This is a genomic window from Nocardioides caeni, assembly GCF_004912195.1.
Lineage (GTDB): Bacteria > Actinomycetota > Actinomycetes > Propionibacteriales > Nocardioidaceae > Nocardioides > Nocardioides caeni.
In genome coordinates this window covers 421,905-443,830 of record NZ_STGW01000001.1, presented here as the reverse complement: position 1 = coordinate 443,830, position 21,926 = coordinate 421,905, and the positions used below count along the sequence as shown (strand labels likewise).

General features: G+C 71.5%; 21 protein-coding genes. 7 read left to right on the top strand and 14 right to left on the bottom strand.

The genetic code is table 11. The annotated features are described in order from the left end of the window. Positions 1-7: 7 nt before the first annotated feature. Entirely contained in the window at positions 8-1,756 is a 1,749-nt protein-coding gene (locus tag E9934_RS02195; protein WP_136561170.1) for a hydroxysqualene dehydroxylase, read from the bottom strand. A 159-nt stretch (positions 1,757-1,915) separates the two neighbouring features. Here E9934_RS02195 and E9934_RS02190 point away from each other — a divergent pair, with 159 nt between their 5' ends. Then, entirely contained in the window at positions 1,916-2,536 is a 621-nt protein-coding gene (locus tag E9934_RS02190; RefSeq protein WP_136561169.1) for a TetR/AcrR family transcriptional regulator, read from the top strand. 63 nt (positions 2,537-2,599) lie between these two features. Here E9934_RS02190 and E9934_RS02185 read toward each other — a convergent pair whose 3' ends face one another. The 4 genes from E9934_RS02185 to E9934_RS02170 all read right to left on the bottom strand — a co-directional run bounded on the left by E9934_RS02185 (position 2,600) and on the right by E9934_RS02170 (position 7,204). After that, positions 2,600-3,445: a GNAT family N-acetyltransferase gene (locus E9934_RS02185; RefSeq protein WP_136561168.1), complete on the bottom strand. Its 846-nt coding sequence runs from the start codon at positions 3,443-3,445 to the stop codon at positions 2,600-2,602. A gap of 41 nt (positions 3,446-3,486) precedes the next feature. Beyond that, positions 3,487-4,638, bottom strand: a complete 1,152-nt coding sequence (gene ispG, locus E9934_RS02180) for a flavodoxin-dependent (E)-4-hydroxy-3-methylbut-2-enyl-diphosphate synthase (RefSeq protein ID WP_136561167.1) — start codon at positions 4,636-4,638, stop codon at positions 3,487-3,489. A 31-nt stretch (positions 4,639-4,669) separates the two neighbouring features. Then, a complete protein-coding gene (locus tag E9934_RS02175) occupies positions 4,670-6,025 on the bottom strand; it encodes a M50 family metallopeptidase (RefSeq protein ID WP_136561166.1) in 1,356 nt (451 codons plus the stop codon). A gap of 72 nt (positions 6,026-6,097) precedes the next feature. Further along, on the bottom strand, positions 6,098-7,204 hold the full coding sequence (locus tag E9934_RS02170; RefSeq protein ID WP_238694700.1) for a 1-deoxy-D-xylulose-5-phosphate reductoisomerase: 1,107 nt from the start codon (positions 7,202-7,204) through the stop codon (positions 6,098-6,100). Between the two features lie 107 nt (positions 7,205-7,311). On the opposite strand from E9934_RS02170, the gene E9934_RS02165 reads away from it, so the two are divergent. Next, positions 7,312-8,490 (top strand): polysaccharide deacetylase family protein, encoded by a 1,179-nt coding sequence (locus E9934_RS02165; protein ID WP_158294896.1) that lies wholly within the window; start codon positions 7,312-7,314, stop codon positions 8,488-8,490. A 15-nt stretch (positions 8,491-8,505) separates the two neighbouring features. Here E9934_RS02165 and meaB read toward each other — a convergent pair whose 3' ends face one another. Both meaB and E9934_RS02155 read right to left on the bottom strand, forming a co-directional pair. Then, positions 8,506-9,450 carry a methylmalonyl Co-A mutase-associated GTPase MeaB gene (gene meaB, locus E9934_RS02160; RefSeq protein ID WP_136561487.1) on the bottom strand — a complete coding sequence of 315 codons (945 nt, stop codon included), beginning with the start codon at positions 9,448-9,450 and terminating at the stop codon, positions 8,506-8,508. Positions 9,451-9,525: 75 nt separating this feature from the next. After that, complete coding sequence (locus tag E9934_RS02155; RefSeq protein WP_136561163.1) at positions 9,526-10,725, bottom strand: acetyl-CoA C-acetyltransferase; 1,200 nt, start codon at positions 10,723-10,725, stop codon at positions 9,526-9,528. 137 nt (positions 10,726-10,862) lie between these two features. Between E9934_RS02155 and mce the strand changes: the two genes are divergently transcribed. Beyond that, positions 10,863-11,318 carry a methylmalonyl-CoA epimerase gene (gene mce / locus E9934_RS02150; protein WP_379190691.1) on the top strand — a complete coding sequence of 152 codons (456 nt, stop codon included), beginning with the start codon at positions 10,863-10,865 and terminating at the stop codon, positions 11,316-11,318. Between the two features lie 110 nt (positions 11,319-11,428). On the opposite strand, the gene E9934_RS02145 is transcribed toward mce, so the two are convergent. The 3 genes from E9934_RS02145 to E9934_RS02135 are packed head-to-tail and all read right to left on the bottom strand — an operon-like array spanning position 11,429 to position 13,676. Continuing rightward, positions 11,429-12,283: a 5-oxoprolinase subunit C family protein gene (locus E9934_RS02145; protein ID WP_202977162.1), complete on the bottom strand. Its 855-nt coding sequence runs from the start codon at positions 12,281-12,283 to the stop codon at positions 11,429-11,431. Then, positions 12,280-12,921 carry a 5-oxoprolinase subunit B family protein gene (locus E9934_RS02140; RefSeq protein WP_136561161.1) on the bottom strand — a complete coding sequence of 214 codons (642 nt, stop codon included), beginning with the start codon at positions 12,919-12,921 and terminating at the stop codon, positions 12,280-12,282. Before E9934_RS02140 ends, E9934_RS02145 begins: the two co-directional genes overlap by 4 nt. Further along, positions 12,918-13,676 (bottom strand): LamB/YcsF family protein, encoded by a 759-nt coding sequence (locus E9934_RS02135; protein ID WP_238694698.1) that lies wholly within the window; start codon positions 13,674-13,676, stop codon positions 12,918-12,920. The genes E9934_RS02140 and E9934_RS02135 overlap by 4 nt, the downstream gene beginning before the upstream one ends. A 187-nt stretch (positions 13,677-13,863) precedes the next feature. Between E9934_RS02135 and ccrA the strand changes: the two genes are divergently transcribed. From ccrA to E9934_RS02120, 3 genes are all read left to right on the top strand, one after another. Then, positions 13,864-15,213, top strand: coding sequence for a crotonyl-CoA carboxylase/reductase (gene ccrA, locus E9934_RS02130; protein ID WP_136561485.1), 1,350 nt, complete (start codon positions 13,864-13,866; stop codon positions 15,211-15,213). A gap of 222 nt (positions 15,214-15,435) precedes the next feature. Then, entirely contained in the window at positions 15,436-16,668 is a 1,233-nt protein-coding gene (locus tag E9934_RS02125) for a coiled-coil domain-containing protein (RefSeq protein WP_136561159.1), read from the top strand. After that, a complete protein-coding gene (locus tag E9934_RS02120; protein ID WP_136561158.1) occupies positions 16,665-17,813 on the top strand; it encodes an AI-2E family transporter in 1,149 nt (382 codons plus the stop codon). Before E9934_RS02125 ends, E9934_RS02120 begins: the two co-directional genes overlap by 4 nt. An 18-nt stretch (positions 17,814-17,831) precedes the next feature. Here E9934_RS02120 and E9934_RS02115 read toward each other — a convergent pair whose 3' ends face one another. The 3 genes from E9934_RS02115 to E9934_RS02105 form a co-directional block, all read right to left on the bottom strand. Beyond that, positions 17,832-18,950 carry a hypothetical protein gene (locus E9934_RS02115; protein ID WP_136561157.1) on the bottom strand — a complete coding sequence of 373 codons (1,119 nt, stop codon included), beginning with the start codon at positions 18,948-18,950 and terminating at the stop codon, positions 17,832-17,834. Beyond that, positions 18,950-19,468: a SigE family RNA polymerase sigma factor gene (locus tag E9934_RS02110; RefSeq protein WP_193556855.1), complete on the bottom strand. Its 519-nt coding sequence runs from the start codon at positions 19,466-19,468 to the stop codon at positions 18,950-18,952. Before E9934_RS02110 ends, E9934_RS02115 begins: the two co-directional genes overlap by 1 nt. A gap of 99 nt (positions 19,469-19,567) precedes the next feature. After that, positions 19,568-20,527 carry an EamA family transporter gene (locus tag E9934_RS02105; RefSeq protein WP_136561155.1) on the bottom strand — a complete coding sequence of 320 codons (960 nt, stop codon included), beginning with the start codon at positions 20,525-20,527 and terminating at the stop codon, positions 19,568-19,570. A 39-nt stretch (positions 20,528-20,566) separates the two neighbouring features. On the opposite strand from E9934_RS02105, the gene E9934_RS02100 reads away from it, so the two are divergent. After that, positions 20,567-21,106 (top strand): CGNR zinc finger domain-containing protein, encoded by a 540-nt coding sequence (locus tag E9934_RS02100; protein WP_136561154.1) that lies wholly within the window; start codon positions 20,567-20,569, stop codon positions 21,104-21,106. A 25-nt stretch (positions 21,107-21,131) separates the two neighbouring features. On the opposite strand, the gene E9934_RS02095 is transcribed toward E9934_RS02100, so the two are convergent. Continuing rightward, the gene (locus E9934_RS02095) at positions 21,132-21,923 is read right to left on the bottom strand and encodes an alpha/beta fold hydrolase (RefSeq protein ID WP_136561484.1); all 792 of its coding nucleotides are present in this window, start codon (positions 21,921-21,923) and stop codon (positions 21,132-21,134) included. Positions 21,924-21,926: the final 3 nt, after the last annotated feature.

The window sequence follows — 21,926 nt, the reverse complement described above, 5'->3', positions numbered from 1 at the left end:
CCCGCGCTCACCCGAGGTCGAGCAGGTTCTTCTGACCCAGCTTGAAGAGGACCTTGTCGACGTTCTTGAGCAGCGCGAACTCCGGCGGGTCATAGAGCTTGTAGGTCTTCACCCTGGCGGCGGTCGAGCGCGACTCGTCCAGGATCGCGTTGACGGCGTGACGCGCGGACTCGTTGGCACCCTCCATCGTGGCGAGGTCGATGTCGGTCTGGACGAAGTCGCCGCTCATCAGCAGGTTCGGGATCTTCGTGCGCGCCGTCGGGCGCTTGCGCCAGGTGTCGACGGTGTTGACCAGGAGCGGCGTCTCGTTGCTGTTGCGGCGCCTCGCGGGGTCCCACTGCACGCCCGGGTCGAGGAACCACGAGTGGACGATGTCGTCGGGCAGCACCTTGCCGGCCGTCTGGTGGTCGGTGATCTGTGCCCAGACCTCGGCGGCGATCTCCTCGGCGGTGCACTCCTTGGCGGTCTTGCCGTAGAGGATGCCCGGCTTGTCCCAGTTGGAGATGTCGACCGACAGGATGTCGACGACCTCGCCGTCGCCGTAGTCGCGGGAGATCACGCGATCCTCCCAGAACTGCCCCTGGGTCAACGCCGTCAGCGACCACGGGGAGTCGATGAAGGTGATGTGCCCCTTGGTGATGTCGACGTGCTCGCGCAGGAAGTACTGGATGCCGACCATCCAGTCGGTCTGCAGCGACGTGAGCCCGGCCAGACCGGGGTCGAGCGCCAGCACCTGTGAGGTGAGGGTCGGGACGACCCGCTCGACCGGCATGGCGCTGACGAACCAGTCGGCCTCGACCCGTGTCGTCGCGCCGTGGGCATCCGCGAGGACGGCGGCGGTGATCCGGCCACCGCCGGTCTCGTAGCGGACCAGCCGCTGACCGGAGACGAACTGGACCCCGAGGCCCCTCAGGAGCGTCATCCAGGGATCGATCCAGGCCTCGTTGGTGGGCAGGTCGAGCACGCGGTCGAGTGCTCCGTCGTTGCCGCGGCCCATGATGTTGTAGATGAAGGCCTCGCCCATGTTGCCGATCGTGCGGGTGCTGGCGATCGTCTCCTTGGCGGCCACCAGGTTGCGGGTCAGGCCGGCTGCGAGGATGTTCTGGTACGGCGCCGAACGCTTGCCCGCGCCGACGAAGTCCCACCAGCTGACCTTCTCCCACTGGCCGAGCCGTCGCTCGTCGCAGCTCGTGAGGAAGACCAGCAGCCGCTCGACGAAGTAGACGAGCTCGTGCGGCGGCACCGCGTGGCCACCGAGGTTGTCCATCAGGTAGCGCCGCAGGCCGTCCACGGTCAACAGCTGCGCCGGGTCCGGGCCGATGCCGAAGACGAAGGCGTCCGCGCGGTCGCCGCCCCGCAGGAACTTGCCGCCCTCGGCCGCGACGAGGTTGTCGCCGACCGTGCCGGAGCCGAACGGGATGCGCCGCATCGTGTCCGGAACGTGGTGGTAGAAGCCCGGGAAGAAGCGGAAGCCGTGCTCTCCGGGGAGATCGGCCCGCCCGCCGGCGCCGGTGCCGGCGACCGGGATGCTGCGCGCCTTGCCGCCCCAGGCAGAAGGCTCGAAGACCGTGACGGAGAAGCCGCGCTCGATCAGCTCGTGGGCGGCGGTGAGGCCCGCCATGCCGCCGCCGAGCACGACGGCCTTCTTGCCGGGCGAGGCAGCGAAGGCCGGTGCACCGGCACTCGCCAGTGCGGCACCAGCGCCGACGGCTCCGGCAGAGGAGAGCAACGTACGACGGTCCAGGCGCTGTGCCATGGCGAATCACCCCATGTCTCGGTTCAACCGACACCACTGTCGGTAACTTCTTCGGGTGAGTATCGTGACCCACGACACAACTGGTCAAGACCTTCCGCGCAATCAACCGACACGGGTGTTGGTGGCGGGGCGAGGTCCCGTCCGGCCCCTGGAGGCACCATGACCACCGCCGACACCGTGCGCCGCCGGCTCACCGCGCCCGCGCGCCGGGAGCGGATCGAGGCTGCTGCCGTCGAAGTCTTCGCCGAACGCGGCTACGACGCCGCGGCGCTCGGCGAGATCGCCTCGGCCGCCGGCGTCAGCCGGACGGTCTTCTACGACCACTTCCGCTCCAAGCGGGAGCTCTACCTCCACGTCCTCGGCACGCAGAACGCGGCGATGCTCTCCGACGTCGGCGCGGGCATCACCGGCGCCGGCGCCGGCCGCGAGCGCATGCGCGCCACCATCCGCGCCTACCTGTCCTTCGCCCACCAGCGACCCGCCGCCCGCCGCCTTCTGGTCGACCCGATCCCGACCGGTGACGGCGACCTGGACCAGGTGATCAGCTCCTTCCGGATCGCGCGCACCCAGGCAGTCGCGACCATGCTCGGTCCCGACCTGGACCGTTCCGGCGTCGCGCCCGGCTCGCCGGCCGCCACGGTCGTCGTCGAGCTCCTCATCACCGGCACCGACGGGATAGCCCGCTGGTGGCAGGACAACCCGGGCCTGGGGCTCGAGGAGGTCACCGACATCACCACCCGGCTCCTGTGGAACGGGCTCCCCCGCCTCGGCGAGCACTGATCCGCCGGCCGCCGTCGCAGCGCACACCGGCTGCCTCGGGCCGTCGTCAGCCCCGGATCCGGGTCAGAACATGACGGTGGCGAAGCGGGCCGTCTCGATGAAGCCGACCTCCTCGTAGACCCGCCGGGCCGGCGTGTTCCAGTCATTGACGTAGAGCGACACCGTGGGGGCGATCCGGGCACGGACCTGGTGCACCACGGCCGCCATCCCCGCGGTGGCGATGCCCTCACCCCGCCGGTGCGGCGGCACCCACACCCCCTGGATCTGGGCCGCCGCCGGGCTGGCGCACGCCACCTCCGCCTTGAAGACGAGCTCGTCGCCGTCGTACCGCACGAAGGACCAGGCGCGGCCGATCAGCTGAGCGACCCGCGCACGGTAGAGGTCGGCGCCACCGCCGACCTCGGGCGAGATCCCGACCTCCTCGGTGTACATCGCCACGCACGCCGGATAGAGGGTTTCGAGATCACCGCGCACACTGGCCCGCACCCCCGGGTCGGGGTCGACCAGAGGAACGTCGTCGATGGCCAGGTGACGCTGGTCCCAGCGCACGTCCCGCGCCTGGCCCCAGCGCGGCGCGACGCGGTCCCAGAAGGCCTCCACGGCGAGCTGCGGGCCCACGATGGTCGAGGCCGTACGGCGCGCGCCGAGGGCCCGGTCGGCGAAGACGATCGCATCCTCCGGTCCGGCCTGGACGGGCACCAGGTTGGCCGCCACATGGCACGCGGCGACCAGGTCGCCGTCCTCGAAGCGGCCCCACATCTCCCCGCCGAGCCAGCGTGGCTCGAGGTTCGTGGTGGTCGCCCGGTGCACGGCAAAGACGTTGACGACGGGATCCTCGTCGGTCAGCTCCAGGAAGGCGGGCAGGTCCGCGCTGCCGAGAGCGCGCACGCCGTGCCGGGTCGTCAACACGATCGGAGCCTATCGCCGGGACAGGTCCGACGGTCCCGAGCTCAGGAGACCGAGACCGTCGCCTCGGCGCCCTCGACCGGCTCCATGCTCTCGGCGATCTTCATCGCCTCCTCGATGAGGGTCTCCACGATCTCGGCCTCGGGCACGGTCTTGATGACCTCGCCCTTGACGAAGATCTGCCCCTTGCCGTTGCCGGAGGCGACGCCGAGGTCGGCCTCGCGGGCCTCCCCGGGACCGTTGACGACGCAGCCCATCACGGCCACGCGCAGCGGGACCTCGAGGCCGTCGAGGCCCGCGGTCACCCGCTCGGCGAGGGTGTAGACGTCGACCTGGGCGCGACCGCAGGAGGGGCAGGAGACGATCTCGAGCTTGCGGGGGCGGAGGTTGAGCGACTGCAGGATCTGGATCCCGACCTTGACCTCCTCGACCGGCGGGGCCGAGAGAGAGACCCGGATCGTGTCGCCGATGCCACGGGAGAGCAGCGCGCCGAAGGCCGTCGCCGACTTGATCGTGCCCTGGAAGGCCGGTCCGGCCTCGGTGACCCCGAGGTGGAGCGGCCAGTCGCCGGCTTCGGCGAGCAACTCGTAGGCGCGCACCATCACGACCGGGTCGTTGTGCTTGACCGAGATCTTGAAGTCACGGAAGCCGTGCTCCTCGAAGAGGCTGGCCTCCCACACCGCGGACTCGACGAGCGCCTCGGGCGTGGCCTTGCCGTACTTCTCCAGCAGGCGCTTGTCGAGGGAGCCGGCGTTGACGCCGATCCGGATCGACGTGCCGCGGTCGTTCGCAGCCTTCGCGATCTCCTTGATCTGGTCGTCGAACTTCTTGATGTTGCCGGGGTTCACGCGGACGGCGGCGCAGCCGGCGTCGATCGCTGCGAACACGTACTTCGGCTGGAAGTGGATGTCGGCGATGACCGGGATCTGGCTGTGCTGGGCGATCTCGGCAAGGGCATCGGCGTCGTCCTGGCTCGGGCAGGCCACCCGGACGATGTCGCAGCCGGCAGCGGTCAGCTCGGCGATCTGCTGCAGGGTCGTGTTGACGTCGGAGGTCAGCGTCGTCGTCATCGACTGCACCGAGATCGGGTGGTCGCTGCCCACACCGACCTTGCCCACGTTGATCTGGCGCGTCGTGCGACGGGGGGCGAGCACCGGCGGAGGGGCCGACGGCATGCCCAGGCTGATCGACGTCATGTCCCCAAGGTTAGTCCGCGGACCCGCGGAATCAGGAGTCGAGGTGCACCGGCACGACGAGGTCGCCGACGATCAGCACCACACCCATGACCAGCAGGGCCGAGGCCACGACGTAGGCCACCGGCAGCAGCTTCGCCGCATCGACGTAACCCGGGTCGGGGCGGCGGAAGAGCCGGGCGAATCCGCGACGTGTCGCCTCCCACAGCGCACTGGCGATGTGGCCGCCGTCGAGCGGGAGCAGCGGCACGAAGTTGAACATGCCGATGAAGAAGTTGAACCCGGCGATCAGCATCAGCAGCGAGACGGCCTTGTCCTCGAGGGTGATCTCCTCGTGCGAGGCGACCTCGCCGGCCAGACGGCCTCCCCCGACGATGCTGACCGGACCGAGCGGGTCACGCTCCTCGACTCCGACGATGGCCTTCGCCACGCCCCAGACCTTCTGCGGGAGCGTGCCGAGCGACTTCGCGACGTCGACCGTCATGTGCCCCATCTGCTCGATCGTGTAGAGCACGCCGCCGGTCGTGGCACTGGAGTCGGGGAGCACACCCAGGTAGCCCACGCGCTCGTCGGTCGGCTCGCCCGCCCGGTCGGGAGGACGCACGATCGTGGTCGTGGTGAGCACGACCTCTCGTCCATCGCGCTCCACGACGATCTCCGCCGTGCCGGTGCCGTTGCTGCGCACCAGCCCCTGCACCTGCGACCAGTCCTCGATCGTCGTGCCGTTGAACGACACGACGCGGTCGCCGGGCTGCAGGCCCGCGGCGTAGGCCGGCGTGGGCTGGTCGCGGACCTCCTCGTCGGTGCACACCCGGCCCGACTCCTCGCCCGGCAGCACGCAGGCGTAGACCTGATCGATGGTCGTCCCGACCTGCTCGTCGCTGGGGTTGCCATAGGTCGCGAAGACCCCGGCGAAGATGCCGAACGCGATGAGGATGTTCACCGACGGGCCGCCGCCCATGACGATGACCTTCTTCCACCACGGCAGCTTGTAGAACAGGCGCTCGGAGTCCTCCGGGCCCACCAGCTCCCACTCGGCGGCTCGCGCGTCGGAGATGAGCTGGGTGAACATGCCCGTGTTGGACTTGCGGACCTTGTAGACGGGGTTGCCCGCGGCATCCACCTCGACCTGCTCCGCGACCTCCGCGGCGGCGGGAGGCAGCATCCCGATGATCTTGACGTAGCCGCCGAGCGGGATCGCCTTGACGCCGTACTCCGTCTCGCCGACCTGCTTGCTCCACACCGTCGGCCCGAAGCCGATGAAGTACTGGGTGACCTTCCCCCCGAATTTCTTGGCGGGGATCATGTGACCGAGCTCGTGCAGTCCGATCGACGCGAGGATGGCGACGACGAAGATCAGCACGCCGAGGAGATAGAGCAGAGCGGTCATGGCGGTGGGGCGGTGTCCTCAGCGGTGGGCGGATCTCGGTCGGGGTCGGTGGGCGGATCTCAGGCGCGGGTGTCATCCAAGGTCGTCGACGAGCCGCGCGGCAGTCTCTCTCGCCCACCCATCGGCAGCGAGGACGGTCTCGAGAGAGATCGTCTCCCCCGAGGGTACGTCGTGCTCGGCTACCGCGCTGGCGACCACGTCGACGATCCCGGTGAATGGCAGGCGCCCGGCCCGGAATGCGTCCACGGCGACCTCGTTGGCGGCGTTGTAGACCGCGGGAGCGGTGCCACCCCTGGCGCCCGCCTCGCGCGCCAGTGCCACGGCCGGGAAGGCCTCGTCGTCGAGCGGGTGGAACTCCCACGTCTCGGTGCGCGTCCAGTCGACCGCGGGGGCGGCGTCGGGGACCCGCAGGTCCCAGTCGAGGCCGAGCGCGATCGGGATGAGCATGGTCGGCGGGCTCGCCTGGGCGATGGTCGTGCCGTCGACGAACTCCACCATCGAGTGCACGACGCTCGTCGGGTGGACGACGACCTCGATCCGGTCGTAGGGGATCCCGAAGAGCAGGTGGGCCTCGATCACCTCGAGACCCTTGTTGACGAGGGTCGCCGAGTTGATCGTGATGACGGGACCCATGTCCCACGTGGGGTGGGCGGCCGCCTGCTCGGGGGTGACGCCGGCGAGATCTGCTCGACTGCGTCCGCGGAAGGGACCTCCACTCGCCGTGAGAACCAGGCGGCGGACGTCGCGGTGGCCCGCGTCTGCCTGGCCCGAGACCCGCAGGCACTGGGCCAGGGCGCTGTGCTCGGAGTCGACCGGGACGATCTGCCCGGGCGCCGCTCGGTCCAGAACCAGCGGGCCACCCATCACGAGTGACTCCTTGTTGGCGAGCGCGAGCGTCGTACCGGCGTCGAGAGCAGCGAGCGTCGGCCGGAGACCCACCGCACCGGTGATGCCGTTGAGCACCACGTCGCACGGGCGACCGGCGGCCTCGACACTCGCCTCCTCCCCCAGGCCGTGGAAGGTGGGCGAGAACTCGGCGACCTGCTGCTCGAAGAGCTCGCGGTTGCCGCCGCCGGCGGTCAGGCCGACGACCCGGAACCGATCCGGATTGGCACGGACCAGGTCCAGCGCCTGGGTCCCGATCGAGCCGGTCGAGCCGAGGATGACGACGTCCTTCACGCCGCCCATCCTCGCAGTTGGGACGTCCGTCGCCGCATTCGGAACGTGACCGGCGTCAAGTCGGGCGAAATACAGCGAAACGGCGGAATTCCCCTCATAGTTGCTGCGTGTTCGCCTCCCTCCTGCGTCGGCTGGGCCGCCATCCGGCCCGGGTGGCCGTGGGCGTGACGGTCCTGCTCTCGCTCCTCCTCGCCGGCCTCGCCCCCCTCCCCAGTCGGCCCGGCCCGCACCCGCTGGTGCCGCAGGGGGACGCGATCCGACTCGCCTCAGCCAAGCCGCACCGGCCCACGCCCCGCAGCCCGCGGCGCTGCAAGGGCCAGATCGCGCTGACCTTCGACGACGGACCCTCGGCAGCCGCGACCTCCGACCTCCTCGACCTCCTGATCGACAAGCACGTGCCCGCAACCTTCTTCGTGGTGGGGCAGCGCGTCGAGGGCAACGGTGCGCTGTTGCGACGGATGGAGCGCGCCGGCTTTTTCATCGCCAACCACTCCTGGGCCCACGATCAGCTGACCGCCAGGCCCAACCGCCAGGTGGTCAGGTCGCTGCGCTCGACCGACCGGGCGCTGCGCCGGGTCGGGGTCCACCCGACCCGCCTGATGCGCCCGCCGTACGGCGCCATCAACCCGCGCGTGCGGGCAGCGATCCGGCGCGCGGGCTTCCTGCCCGTGCTGTGGACGATCGACTCGCAGGACTGGGCGAGCGGCACCACCGACCAGATCGCGAACCGGATCCTCGGGTCGCTGCGTCGCGGCGGCAACATCGTCCTCCAGCACGACGGCGTCAACCGGTCGCCGCTCTCGGTCCGCGCGGTCGCCAAGGTCGTCCGGGTCGCGCGGCAGCGCGGCTACTGCTTCGCCGCGCTCGACGAGCGCGGACGTCCCGGCTTCCCCCGGCCCCACGTGGCGGTCTCGGCTCGTGGCGGCGTCGAGGGCCAGCACGCCACCGTGAGGCTCCGTCTCGACGCGAGCGCCGGACGCAGGACCAGTGTCGTCCTCGCCACCCGCTCCGGCACCGCGACCGTGGGCCCGGACCTCCCGGCGCTGCGCCGCCGCGTGAGCATCCCCGCCGGCTCGCGGGAGGTCGTGGTCCGGATCCCGCTGCGCTCCGACGACGCAACCGAGGGACGCGAGCAGGCGTCCGTCGTGATCGGGCTGGGCGACGGGCTCCGCTACGGCCGACGGACGGACACGTTCGGGATCATCGACGCCGAGCAGGCGACGGTCCGGCCGGTGGTCGCGACGAGGTCGCCGGGGTGGATCCTCGGCTTCCGGTTCTGGGGCTGACCGGCGGGTCGACGCTCAGGCGAGCAGCTCGTCGGCCGCCGTGTGGGCGTCCGTCGCCCCCGACACCACGGCCTCGGCCAGCTCGTCGAGCCGGTCCCCGGACCCCACCGAGCCCCACCGCCGGCGCAGTGCGGTCAGCGCGATCGTCTCGATCTCGTCCCGCGCCCGGCGCACGCGCCGGCGCCGGAGCTCGCCACTGGTCTCCAGCCAGGAGCGGTGCTCCTCGATCGCGTCCACGACGTCCTCGACGCCCTGGCCCGACGATGCGGTGGTCTTGAGGACAGGCGGACGCCAGGCCTCGTCGCGGCGCTCGGCCAGCCCGAGCATCGACCGCAGGTCGCGTCGTACCTTGTCGGCACCGTCGCGGTCGGACTTGTTGACGACGTAGAGGTCGCCGATCTCGAGGATGCCGGCCTTGGCCGCCTGGATCCCGTCGCCCATCCCGGGCGCGAGCAGGACGATGGTGGTGTCGGCCTGGCCGGCGATCTCGACCTCGCTCTGGCCGACGCCGACGGTCTCGACCAGGACGACGTCGAAGCCCGCAGCGTCGAGCACCCGAAGGGCCTGGGGGGTCGTCCAGGCGAGTCCGCCGAGGTGGCCGCGCGCGGCCATCGAGCGGATGAACACACCCGGGTCGAGCACGTGGTCGCCCATCCGGATCCGGTCGCCGAGGAGCGCGCCGCCGGAGAACGGGGAGGACGGATCCACGGCCAGTACGGCGACCCGGTGGCCGCGCCGCCGCAGCTCACCGATGAGGGCGTTGGTCGAGGTGGACTTGCCGACGCCGGGCGAGCCCGTGATGCCGACGACATGGGCCCGGCCGGCATGGGGCGCCAGCGCCCGCATCACCTCGGGCAGCAGCGGCGACTCGTCCTCGACGAGCGACACCAGTCGACCCACCGAGCGAGGGTCGCCGCCACGGGCCTTGTCCACGATGCCAGGAACGGCCGCCGCGGTGATCCCGCGACGGCCGCTCCCGGTGGATGCTTCGGTCAAGCCGATGGGCCGATCAGATGAGCCGGTCGGACCGGTCGGTCAGCTGGCCGGGACGCGCAGCACGAGCGCGTCGCCCTGGCCGCCACCACCGCACAGCGCGGCGGCACCGAGGCCACCGCCGCGGCGCTTGAGCTCGAGGGCGAGGTGCAGCGTGATCCGCGCACCGGAGGCGCCCAGCGGGTGACCGATGGCGATGGCGCCACCGTTGACGTTGACCTTGTCCTCGTCGATGCCGAGCGCACGCGCCGACTCGATGCCGACGGCGGCGAACGCCTCGTTGAACTCGACCAGGTCGAGGTCGGCGGCGGTCAGGCCCGCCTTGTCGAGCGCCTTCTTGGTGGCGTTGGCGGGCTGCAGCTGCAGCGTGGAGTCCGGGCCGGCGACCTGGCCGTGGCTCACGATCTCGGCGAGGATCGGCAGGCCGAGCTCCTCGGCCTTCTTCTTGCTGGTGACGACCACGGCGGCGGCGCCGTCGGAGATCTGCGAGGAGGACGCCGCGGTGATGGTGCCGTCCTTGGAGAACGCGGGACGCAGCGCGGCGAGGCTCTCGGCGGTGGTGTCGCCACGGACGCCCTCGTCCTTGCTGACGACGACCGGGTCGCCCTTGCGCTGCGGGATCGAGACCGGGACGATCTCGTCGTCGAAGACGCCGTTCTTCTGGGCGGCGGCGGCGAGCTGGTGGGAGCGGGCCGCGACGGCGTCCTGCTCATCACGGGTCAGCGGGGTCTCACGGCACGCGTTGGTCGACTCGGTCAGGTTGCCCATGCCCTGCTGGGTGGCCTGGTCGAAGAGCGCGTCATAGGCCAGCGAGTCGACGAGCGCGGTGTCGCCGTACTTGAAGCCCTCGCGGGACTTCGGGAGCAGGTGGGGCGCCTGGGTCATCGACTCGGTGCCACCGGCGACGACGATGTCGGCCTCGCCGGCGCGGATCAGCTGGTCGGCCTGGGCGATGGCGTTGATGCCCGACAGACACACCTTGTTGATCGTGATCGAGGGCACCTGCGGCGGCAGGCCCGCGGCCAGACCGGCGGTGCGGGCGGGGTTCTGGCCGGCACCGGCCTGCAGCACCTGGCCGACGATCAGGTAGTCGACCTGGTCACCGGAGACGCCGGCCTTCTCCAGCGCGCCCTTGATGGCGACGCCCGCGAGGTCGGCGGCCGACAGGGTCTTGAGGGCGCCGAGGTGGCGACCGATCGGCGTACGGGCGCCGGCGACGATGACGCTGGGGTTGTCGGACATGCTTCCTCCGCAGGGTGGGTCGGACTCCGTCGTACGACGGTGCGAACCCGATCGACTCTACTCGCCGGTAGCCGGGGTGATCGAGCGGTCCAGCCCGCGGTCGCTGAGGCGCTCGTCACACGGGACGACCCGGCACAATGGCCTCCATGAGCACTCTTCCCACGCACCTCTTCACCGCCATCGACCACGTCGGCATCGCCGTGCCGGACCTGGACGAGGCGATCGCCTTCTATCGCGACACCTACGGCATGGTCGTCGCGCACGAGGAGACGAACGAGGAGCAGGGCGTGCGCGAGGCGATGATCGCCGTCGGCGACACCGACTCGAAGATCCAGCTGCTCGCTCCGCTGAGCCCCGAGTCGACCATCGCCAAGTTCATCGACCGCAGCGGCCCGGGCCTCCAGCAGCTGGCCTACCGCGTCGAGAGCATCGACGAGGTGTCCGCGATCCTGCGCGAGCGCGGCCTGCGGCTGCTCTACCCCGAGCCCAAGCGCGGCACCGCTGACAGTCGCATCAACTTCATCCACCCCAAGGACGCCGGCGGCGTGCTGGTGGAGCTCGTCGAGCCCGCTCAGGGCGCGCCAGCCCACTGACCCCGCCGAGGTGCGAGGGTTTCTCGCACGAGGTGCGGGGGTTTCTCACCCGAGATGCGGGTCCCGGGTGAGAAACCGGCCCACTTCGGGCGAGAAACTCCCGCACTTCGTCATTTCCAGCGGAGGCGGAGTGGATCGCCGGGGCGGAGCTGGGCGAGCCGGTCGATGTCGGCGTCGACGATGACCCCGACGACCGGATAGCCACCGGTGACGGGGTGGTCGGGCCCGAAGACGACCGGCAGCCCGTCCGGTGGGACCTGGATCGCACCGCGCAGGGCGCCCTCGCTGGGCAGCTGACCGCGGTCGCGGACGGCGGCGAGCGGCGTGCCGGTCAGCCGGAGGCCGACCCGGTTGCTCTCGGGGCCCACCACCCAGGTGTCGCGCACGAGCTGTCCGGGATCGGCGAACCAGTCGGCACGCGGGCCGGGCACGACCCGCAGCTCCGCCTCCCGGTCGTACGACGCCGGGGAGACCGCGTCGACGAGGATCGGCCCGGCAGCCGCGTGCCCCACCGGCAGCGTCGTCCCCGGCACCAGCGGCGCGGGACCGAGCGCCGCGAGCTGGTCGTGGGAGCGCGAGCCGAGGACACTCGCGACGTCGACTCCCCCGCGGATCGCCACGTAGGAGCGCAACCCGCTCGGCGGCGTGCCGAGGCGCAGGCGCTGGCCCGGCCGCAGCGTCAGGACGGCGCCCGACGGCTCGGCACGGCTGTCCACCCGCAATGGCGTCGGGGCGCCGGTGACGCAGACCGTGACGTAGCCGGCCGCCTGGACCTCGAGCCCGCCGAGCACCACCTCGACCGCGGCGGCGCCGGGCGCGTTGCCGACCATCCGGTTCCCCAGGGAGTACGACGCCCGGTCGGCCGCGCCGCTGGCGCCGACGCCGATCGCGGCATGGCCCGGCCGCCCCTCGTCCTCGATGAGGCAGGGGCCGCCGTCGACCGCGGTCACGACGAGGTCGCTCACCCGACCGCCTCGAACCGGACCGTCGTGCCTGCGGCGAGCAGGGCGGGCGAGGACCGCTCGAGGTCCCACATCACCAGCTCGGTGCGGCCGATGAGCTGCCAGCCTCCGGGACTCCGGCGTGGGTAGATGCCGCTGAACTCCCCCGCCAGCCCCACGGCTCCAGCGGGGACCTCGGTCCGGGGCCGCTCGAGCCGGGGCACCTGCAGGCGAGGATCGCCGCCGACGAGGTAGGCGAAGCCGGGGGCGAAGCCGCCGAAGGCCACGCGCCACGGCCGGCCCGTGTGCGCGGCCACCACGTCGGCCTCTCCGAGCCCGGTGAGACGGGCGACGTCCGCGAGGTCCGGGCCGTCGTAGGTCACCGGGACCACGACCTCCACCTCCGGCCGGGATAGTCCCTGCCCAAAGGCACCGGATTTCGGCGAAATCCGGTGCTTGTGGGCAGGGACCATCCCCCGCAGGCGCTCCACCGCCACTCCAGGTCGCGCCACGAGCAGCACCGTCCGTGCACCGGGGACGAGGTCGGCGAGCAGCTCGGGCGCAGCGGGGTGGGCGCGGACGATGTCGGCCACGGCGACCACGTCCGCGGTGTCGGCCAGCTCGACCAGGAGCCCGCGGTCGCCGTACGGGAGGGTCCTCACGTGAAGGGCCGGACGTCGATCCCCGTCTCGGCGAGGGCCTGGCGCACGGCGGCGGCGAGGGCAGGTGCGCCGGGCGAGTCGCCGTGGACGCACAGCGAGCGGACGTCGCCGGCGTGCGCGAGCAGGACCGCCTGCGCAGCCACGTCGGTCGGGTCGGTGAGCACGGCGCTCGGCTCGGACCGAGGTGTCAGCGTCCCGTCGGGACGGTAGGCCCGGTCGGCGAAGCCCTCGGCGATCGCCGTGATCCCGGTGTCGTCGGCGACGTCGAGGAAGGTGGCGCCCGGTTGTCCGAGGACGGGCAGCTCGACGCCGTGGGCGTCGTTGAAGGCGGCCACGGCCCGCAGCACCGCTCGCGCGACCGTCGACCGGCTCTGGACCGCGTGATAGAGCGCGCCGTGGGGCTTGACGTAGGAGACCTGCCCGCCCGCTGCCCGGGCGATGCCGTCGAGGGCACCGAGCTGATAGAGCACGTCGGCCTCGAGGTCGGCAGCCGGCATCTCGATGTAGCGCCGACCGAAGCCGGCGAGGTCGCGGTAGCCGACCTGGGCGCCGATCCGCACGCCGTGCTCGACGGCGGACTCGCAGGTCCTCCGCAGGGTCAGCGGGTCGCCCGCGTGGAAGCCGCAGGCCACGTTGGCGCTGGTGAGGTGCGGCATCAGGGCCGCGTCGTCGCCCAGCTCCCAGCGTCCGAAGGACTCCCCCACGTCGGCGTTGACGTCGATCGCGACGGCCGCCACGGCGGCTCCCGCGTCCACCCGCGGGTCCGTGCCCGCCTGCCCAGAGCGACCCGAATGCAACGTCACGGGCCTATGGTGGCGCATGCCGGGTGCGCCCCGTCCGTGAGACGACGGTCACGAAGTGCCCCCTCGAACATTACCGATGGGTAATCTTCCGCCGGGGCCGAGCGCCCACCCCATCGCAGACAACCAGGAGACGACGATCGTGCAGCACATCCTCGACGCCATCCAGGCCGCCGAATCCGGCGACACCTCCCCGGAGGACTTCGCCAACCTCGAGCTTCCCGAGTCCTACCGCGCCGTCACGGTGCACAAGGACGAGGTCGACATGTTCGAAGGCGTCGCCTCCCGCGACAAGGACCCGCGCAAGTCTCTCCACGTCGACGACGTGGCCCTCCCCGAGCTCGGTCCGGGCGAGGCGTTCGTGGCGGTCATGGCCTCAGCGATCAACTACAACACCGTGTGGACCTCGATCTTCGAGCCCGTCTCCACCTTCGGCTTCCTCGAGCGCTACGGTCGCGAGTCCGAGCTCGGCGCCCGCCACAACCTCGACTACCACATCGTGGGCTCGGACCTGTCCGGCGTCGTGCTCGCCGTCGGCGCCGGCGTCACCAAGTGGAAGCCCGGCGACCGCGTCGTCGCGCACTGCCTCTCCGTCGAGCTCGAGGCCCCCGACGGCCACAACGACACGATGATGGACCCCTCCCAGCGCATCTGGGGCTTCGAGACCAACTTCGGCGGCCTCGCCGACGTCGCCATGGTCAAGGCCAACCAGCTCATGCCCAAGCCCGAGCACCTCACCTGGGAGGAGGCCGCCTCCCCCGGCCTGGTCAACTGCACCGCCTACCGCCAGCTCGTCTCCGCCAACGGCGGCAACATGAAGCAGGGCGACAACGTCCTGATCTGGGGCGCCTCCGGCGGCCTCGGCGGCTTCGCCACCCAGTACGCCCTCAACGGTGGCGCCAACCCGATCTGCGTGGTCTCCAACGAGGAGAAGGCCCAGATCGTGCGCAACATGGGCGCCGAGCACGTCATCAACCGCTCCGAGCTCGCTCCGAAGTTCTGGAACGAGGAGGGCACGAAGCAGAACCCCAAGGAGTGGCAGCGCTTCGGCAAGGCCATCCGCGAGCTCACCGGCGGCGAGGACATCGACATCGTCTTCGAGCACCCCGGCCGCGAGACCTTCGGCGCCTCGGTCTACGTCACCCGCAAGGGCGGCACCATCACCACCTGCGCCTCCACCTCGGGCTACATGCACGAGTACGACAACCGCTACCTGTGGATGAACCTCAAGAAGATCATCTCCAGCCACTTCGCCAACTACCGCGAGTCGTGGGAGGCCAACCGCCTCATCGCGCAGGGCAAGATCCACCCCACCCTCTCGCGCACCTACAAGCTCGAGGACACCGGCCAGGCCGCCCTCGACGTCCACCACAACAAGCACCAGGGCAAGGTCGGCGTCCTGTGCCTCTCCCCCGAGGAGGGCCTGGGCGTGACGAAGCCCGAGATGCGCGCCCAGCACCTCGACAAGATCAACCTCTTCCGGGGCATCTGATCCCACCCGGCCGACCTGAACAGAACAGGCCGCGCCGCACGCCGTACGACGAGCAGGGGCTCGCGCGATCTCGCGCGGGCCCCTGTTCGTCATCTCCACCACCGCCGGCCATCCGAGCTGTGACGCAGGCCCCACCGGTGGGGCCTGCTGGGAAACGGCGAGCCGATCGGGGATCATTGACCGGTCCCCCCCATGCACGCACCAACCAGGGAGCCTCATTCCATGAGCGACCAGGGTCTGTCCATCTTCGACGACGAGCCCACCCCGACCGAGGAGTCCACGACCGTGAGCACGAAGGCCGACGACGAACCGACCCAGGTGATCCCCGCCCAGCGCGCGGCCGAACGGCCTGCAACACCGGCCGCTCCCACGGCGCAGCGGGTTGCCCCCGCGGCCCAGCGCCCGGCGAGTGCCGCCTCGACGTCGGCGGCCCGCCCGACCGGCTACGGCGCCCAGTCCACCGCCGGCGGCCTGCCGATCGTCCGCAAGGGCGGCTACGACCGCGACGCCGTCGACGCCCAGATCCGACAGCTGGCCAGCGAGAAGGCCACTCTCGGCGCGAGCCTCACCGAGTCCGAGCAGCGGGTCATCGACCTCGACAAGGAGGTCGCCCGCCTCAAGGCCGAGCTGGCCGAGGCGGAGAACCCGTCCTACGCCGGACTCGGCGGTCGGGCCAGCGCGATGCTGCGCCTCGCCGAGGAGGAGGCGGGCGAGATCCGGTCGATCGCCGAGGCCGACGCCACCGAGATCCGTGACCAGGCCACCCGCGACGCCAAGGCGATCCGGGCGGAGGCTGCCCGCGAGGCCGACGACATGCGGGCCGTCCAGCTGCGTGAGCTGGAGGAGAACCGCACCCGTCTGCTGACCGACGCGGAGCAGGAGCGCTCACTCGCCAAGAGCGAGGCCGAGGACACTCTCGCCGGGGCCCGGCGGGAGGCCGACCAGCTGCGTCTCGCGGCACAGCAGGAGGTCTCCGAGCAGCGCAGCCAGGCGCAGCGCGACGTCGAGCAGGCCCGTGCGGCCGTCGACCGCGAGGTGCAGGAGGCCCGGCGGGCACTGGCCGTGGAGAAGGAGCGACTGGCTCGCGAGGCCACCGACCACCACAACACCGCGGTCGCGGAGACCCGCCGCCTGGTCGAGGAGGCCGAGGAGCGCGCCAACGCCGCCGAGGCCCGCGCGTCCGAGGCCAACCAGCAGGCGACGGCCAACCGGAGCGCAGCCCAGTCGGAGTCCGAGGGCATCCTGACCCGGGCGCGGCGCGAGGCCGAGCAGATCATCGTGTCGGCCCGGACCCAGGCCGAGGCCATCACCGCCAGCGGTGACGCCGAGGTGCAGCGTGAGATCGCGAGCCGCCGGGCCGAGCTCGACCGGCTCACCAAGCGACGGGCCGCGATCACCGCCCAGCTCAGCTCGCTGGCCGACCTCGTCGCCGGCTTCGGCGAGGACGAGAGTTGAGCGACGGCGGGGCAGGCCCGACCGACGACCAGCTCGACAGCGTCGCCGGTCATGCGGGGATCGACCCCGCGTCGCCGACCCCCGCGCCCGCGCCCTACGGCGCCCCGGGCAAGCCGTTCGACCGCCGTTCGCCGTTCTACTACGGCTTCGTCGGCGCGCTCGGAGCACTGACGGCGTGGTGGCTCTTCCAGGCCGTCACCAGCATCGGCTCGGTGCTGATGATGATCGTGGTCGCGTTCTTCCTGGCCGCCGGGCTCAACCCGGCCGTCGAGCTCCTCGAGAGGCGTGGGCTGCGGCGCTCGTTCTCGGTCACCGTCGTGATCCTGCTCGCGCTGGGTGCGGTCGCGCTGTTCCTCGTGGCGATCGTCCCGGTGATCACCGACCAGGTCAGCGCGCTCACCAAGAACGCGCCGATCTGGCTCGACCAGCTCCAGGAGAACAAGCGGATCCAGGAGCTCAACGACGAGTACGACGTCATCGACAAGATCGAGGCCAAGATCACCGACGGTGACTTCGTCTCGGCCCTGTTCGGCGGCGCGCTGGGCTTCGGCATCAAGATCATCTCGGCGCTGTTCAACATGTTCGTGATCGTCGTGCTGACGCTCTACTTCCTCGCCTCGCTGCGCACGACCACCACCGCGGTCTACCGTCTCGCCCCGGCCTCGCGTCGCTCGCGGGTGGCCGCGATCGGCGACAAGGTGATCGCCAACATCGGCGGCTATGTCTCCGGTGCGTTCGTGGTGGCGCTGTGCGCCGGCATCACGTCGCTGATCTTCCTGTCGTTCACCGAGATCGGCGAGTACGCCGTCGCGCTGGCCTTCGTCGTGGCCGTGCTCGACGTCATCCCGATGATCGGTGCCACCCTCGGCGCCGTGATCGTCTCGGCGATCGCCTTCGCCACCGACATCAAGACCGGCATCGCGTGCGTGATCTTCTACGTGATCTACCAGCAGGTCGAGAACTACGTCGTCTACCCGCGGGTGATGAGCAAGTCCGTCGACCTGCCCGGTGCCGTCATCGTCATCGCGGCACTGATCGGCGCGGGCCTGCTCGGCGTCGTCGGAGCCCTGCTCGCGATCCCCGTGGCCGCGGCGATCCTGCTGATCGTGCGAGAAGTCGTCGTCAAACGGCAGGACCTGCTCTGACCCACTCGCCGACGAGAGTCAGCCCTGCATGCCGATGAGCCAGCCGGCCAGGAACTGCGCGTCCGTCGGGGCGCTCACGACGGAGGCGATCCCCGGGTCGACGGCCCACGGGACGACGCCGTCGCGGACCAACTTCGTCCGCAGCCGGTTGGGGTGGTCGAAGAAGTCGGTGCCGAGATCCACCTCGCCGGTGCAACCCAAGCGGAAGACCGCTCGCTGGACGAGCGGCTGGGCTCCGAACGGGTCGTCGTAGCGCGCCTGCACGCTGACGTACTGCCGCACCTCGCGCGAGCAGGCCGTCGGAGCACCGACCGCGGACGCCTCGGCCTGCGCCGACCACGCCTGGTCGACGACGTCAGCCGTGGTCGCCCGGGCATAGGTCAGCCGGAACGCGCCCTCCTCCAGACGGTAGGCGCAGACCACGGCATCGATCGGGTCGCCCCTCCCCTCGTCGGACATGCCGGAGGAGCCGTCCGGGATGGTCGCCGACGAGGCCGGACAGACCTCGACCGGACGGGCCGACGCGATGATCCGGGCCCGCAGGTCCGGGTCCGTGCTCGCAACCGTCAGCCGCTCTCCCTCGGCCTCGACCGTCTCCTGGACCAGGCCACCGGGCCAGGTGACCGTGCCGACCTCGACGTCACCGCCCAGCCAGACGTACGGCGTGGGGTCATCCTCCTGCGGAGAGTTCTCCAGCCACGGATAGCGCGCACAGACGTCGGACAGGAGGACCGGTCGTCCTACCCAACCAGAGACCCAGTCTCCGCTGACATAGGCCGGCGGGCAGGCGCTGGTGTCGCCAGCGAAGGACAGGGGCGCACCGCCGTACCCCCAGTCCGCTGGGACCTCGACAGTCAACCCACCCCACGACTCGGTGCGCCAGCCGGGGGCAGCCGCGCCGTCCGTGGGCTCGGTCGCGACGGGCGGCGGGTCGTCGGCACCATCGGTGCTCACGACCGCGGTGGCCGCACCGACCGCCACGACCGCGGCGGCGGCCGCCGACACCAGCCAGCGCCGTCGGCGGCGCTGGGCGACGGCTCGGCGCACCTCGCCGACACCCAGCGCATGGACGTCGGCCGAGCCGGCGCGCTCGGCGAGGCCGCCGCGCACCAGCTCCTCGAGCTCATGCTCCTCCATCACTCCTCCTCCTCCCCTGCGTGCTGGCTCGCCAGCTCGCGACGCAACGCCGCGAGCGCTCGGTGGACGTGGGACCGCACCGTGGGCTCGGCGACGTCGAGGATCGCGGCGATCTCGGGATAGTCCAGGTCCTCGTAGAAGCGCAGCACGACGGCGGCTCGCTGCTGGGTCGGGAGCCCGGAGCACATCCGCCACACGGCGTCGCTCCGCGCCACCGTGTCGGCCGGGTCGGCCGCGACGGTGCCACGCACCTCCGCGACGGGCGACTCCCGCCGTCGGGAGCTGCGCCACGCGGACACGTGCCCGTTGACGACCATCCGCCGCACGTACTGGTCCGGGTCCTGCGTCCGGCTGATCCGGCCCCACCTCTCACACGCCCTCACCAGCGCCGCCTGGACCGCCTCCTCCGCGGCCTGCTGGGATCCCGTCACCAGGTAGCCGAAGCGCAGCAGAGACGCGATCCGGGCCTCCGCCCACGCGGCGAAGTCATTCGCCGCGACGTCGTGCTCCTGCTCCATGGCCACATCCACGCACGAAACACGTCGCAGCGGGCCGATCTGTTGCACCGGGTCGCCCCATTTTCTCCGATCCGGGCGCTGAGGCAGGAGCAGCCGACCTCAGACGGTGACGGGCTCGTCGGTGACCACGGCTCGCTCGCCGACCTTGACGGCGACCACGCCGGCAACGACCAGCGCGCCACCGAGCAGCTGGATCGCGGCGGGGAGTTGGTCGAGCAGCAGCCACGCCCACAGCACGCCGATCAGGACCTCGCTGAGCGCGACGAAGGACGCGAGCCGCGAGCCCAGCCGCCGGCTGGCCTCGATGCCCGTCACGTAGGCCAGCGCGGCGGTGACCAGGCCGAGCAGCACGATCGGCACCCAGGCGGCCGCGTCGATGCCGGCGTAGGTCACGGTCGCGGCCGAGGTCGCCAGCGGCATCAGGCCGACGAGGCCGAGCACTCCGAGGAGGGCACCGCCGACGACGAGTCCTCCGGCGGCAAGCGCGAGCGGCGGCAGCCCGCTGCGCTCGTCGGCGGAGATGACGAAGTACGTCGCGCATCCCACCATCGCCGCCAGTGCCCACGCCGCGCCCTGCGCGTCGAAGTCGGCGCCGGAGAAGAGGTCGAGGACCAGGAGCAGGCCGAGACCGGCCACCACGGCGCCGGCCAGGGTCATCGGTCCGGGCCGCTGCCCGTGGACGAGCCACATCCAGCCCACGACGGCCGCAGGTGCGGTGTACTCGATGAGCAGGGCCGGTCCGACGTCCATGGTCTGCACGGCCGAGAAGTAGCAGAACTGGGCACCGGCGACCGCCAGGCCTCCGTAGAGGAGGACGGTCGGCGCGCCCCGACGCAGCAGGTGCCAACGCCCACGGAGTGCGGCCACCCCGAAGGGGGCGACGACGAGCGCCCCGATCGCGATCCGGAGCAGGACGACGCTGCCGGCCGTCCACCCGGCGTCGAGCAGCGGCCGGGCGAGGGCGCCCGACATCCCGAAGGCGGTCGCCGACGTGAGCGCCAGCGCGAGCCCGGCGCTGAGCGGCGTGCGCACGGCGCTGTCACGGGTCATGGTGCTCATGGCCCATGACGGTAGTCCGGCGTGATGTAACCTGTCAAAGTGGTTTTCGCTCATGACACGGCCATGGCGCTCCAGGCCGCGACGGCGCTCGTGAACTCCACGCTCGAGCCGGTCACCCTCGACACCCCCGCTGCCCTCGACGAGTTCCTGTCGGAGTTCGGCTACACCGGCCGCCGCGACGGCGACGAGGCCGAGCTCGCGGCCGTCCGGGCCGTGCTCCCCCGGCTGCGCACCCTGCTCACCGCCGACCGCGACCGAGCAGCGGCGCTTGTCAACGACCTGCTCCGCGACGCCCAGGCGCTGCCGCAGCTGCGTCGCCACGACGGCTACGACTGGCACCTCCACGCCGTCGACCCGCAGGCACCGCTGGCCGAGCGGATCGTCGTGGAGACCGCGATGGCGATGATCGACGTCATCCGCGCCGACGACATGTCGCGCCTGGCCCTCTGCGCCGACGAGTCCTGCGACGGCGTCGTGCTCGACCTGTCCCGCAACCGGTCCAAGCGCTTCTGCTCGGTGACCTGCGGCAACCGCAACGCGGTCGCCGCCTATCGCGCCCGCCAGGCCGAGGAGGCCTGACCTTCCCCGATCCGGGCCCTGGGCGTCAGTCGCCGAGGAATCGGCTGACGGCCTCCACGAAGATGTCCGGCTGCTCGGAGTGCAGCCAGTGCCCGGCGTTCTTGATCGTCACCTTGCGGTTGCGCGGGAACCAGCGGTCCATCGCGGGCTCGTGCTCGGGCCGCACGTAGTCGGAGCGTCCGCCGGCGAGCCACAGCACCGGCCCGTCGTACGGCGGACGGTCGGCCAACCGCTCGGCCGGCCAGTCGCTGATGACGTCGAGGTCGTGGGCCAGCACCTCGAGGTTGACCTGCCACGACCAGCCGTGCGGGGCGGCCGCGTCGCGCCGCAGGTTCTGCAGCAGGAAGGAGCGGACCGTCGTGTTGGGCACGGCCCCGGCGAGCATCCGGTCCGCGTCGTCACGCTTGTCGACCGCGGCGAGGTCGAGCCCCTGCAGGGCCGCGAAGTAGCCGGGGAACTCGCGACTGCCCTGCAGCGCGACCGGCGAGATGTCGGCGACGCACAGGCGCGAGACGCGCTCGGGATGGAGCAGGGTCAGCACCATCGCCGTCTTGCCGCCGAGCGAGTGACCGACCACGGCGACCTGCTCCTGGCCGGCCACCTCGTCGATGAGGTCCGTGACGGCCTCGGCGGTCTCCAGGTAGTCGAAGCGCTCGGGCCACGGCGAACGCCCGTGGTGAGGAAGGTCGACGAGCAGCACGCGGTGGCGCTCGGCGAGGCGCTTGGCGATGCCGGTCCAGTTCTTGCCCTGGCCGAAGAGGCCGTGGAGAAAGACCACACGGCTCCCGGCGGAGCCGAGAGCCGTGTGGTGAAGCATCAC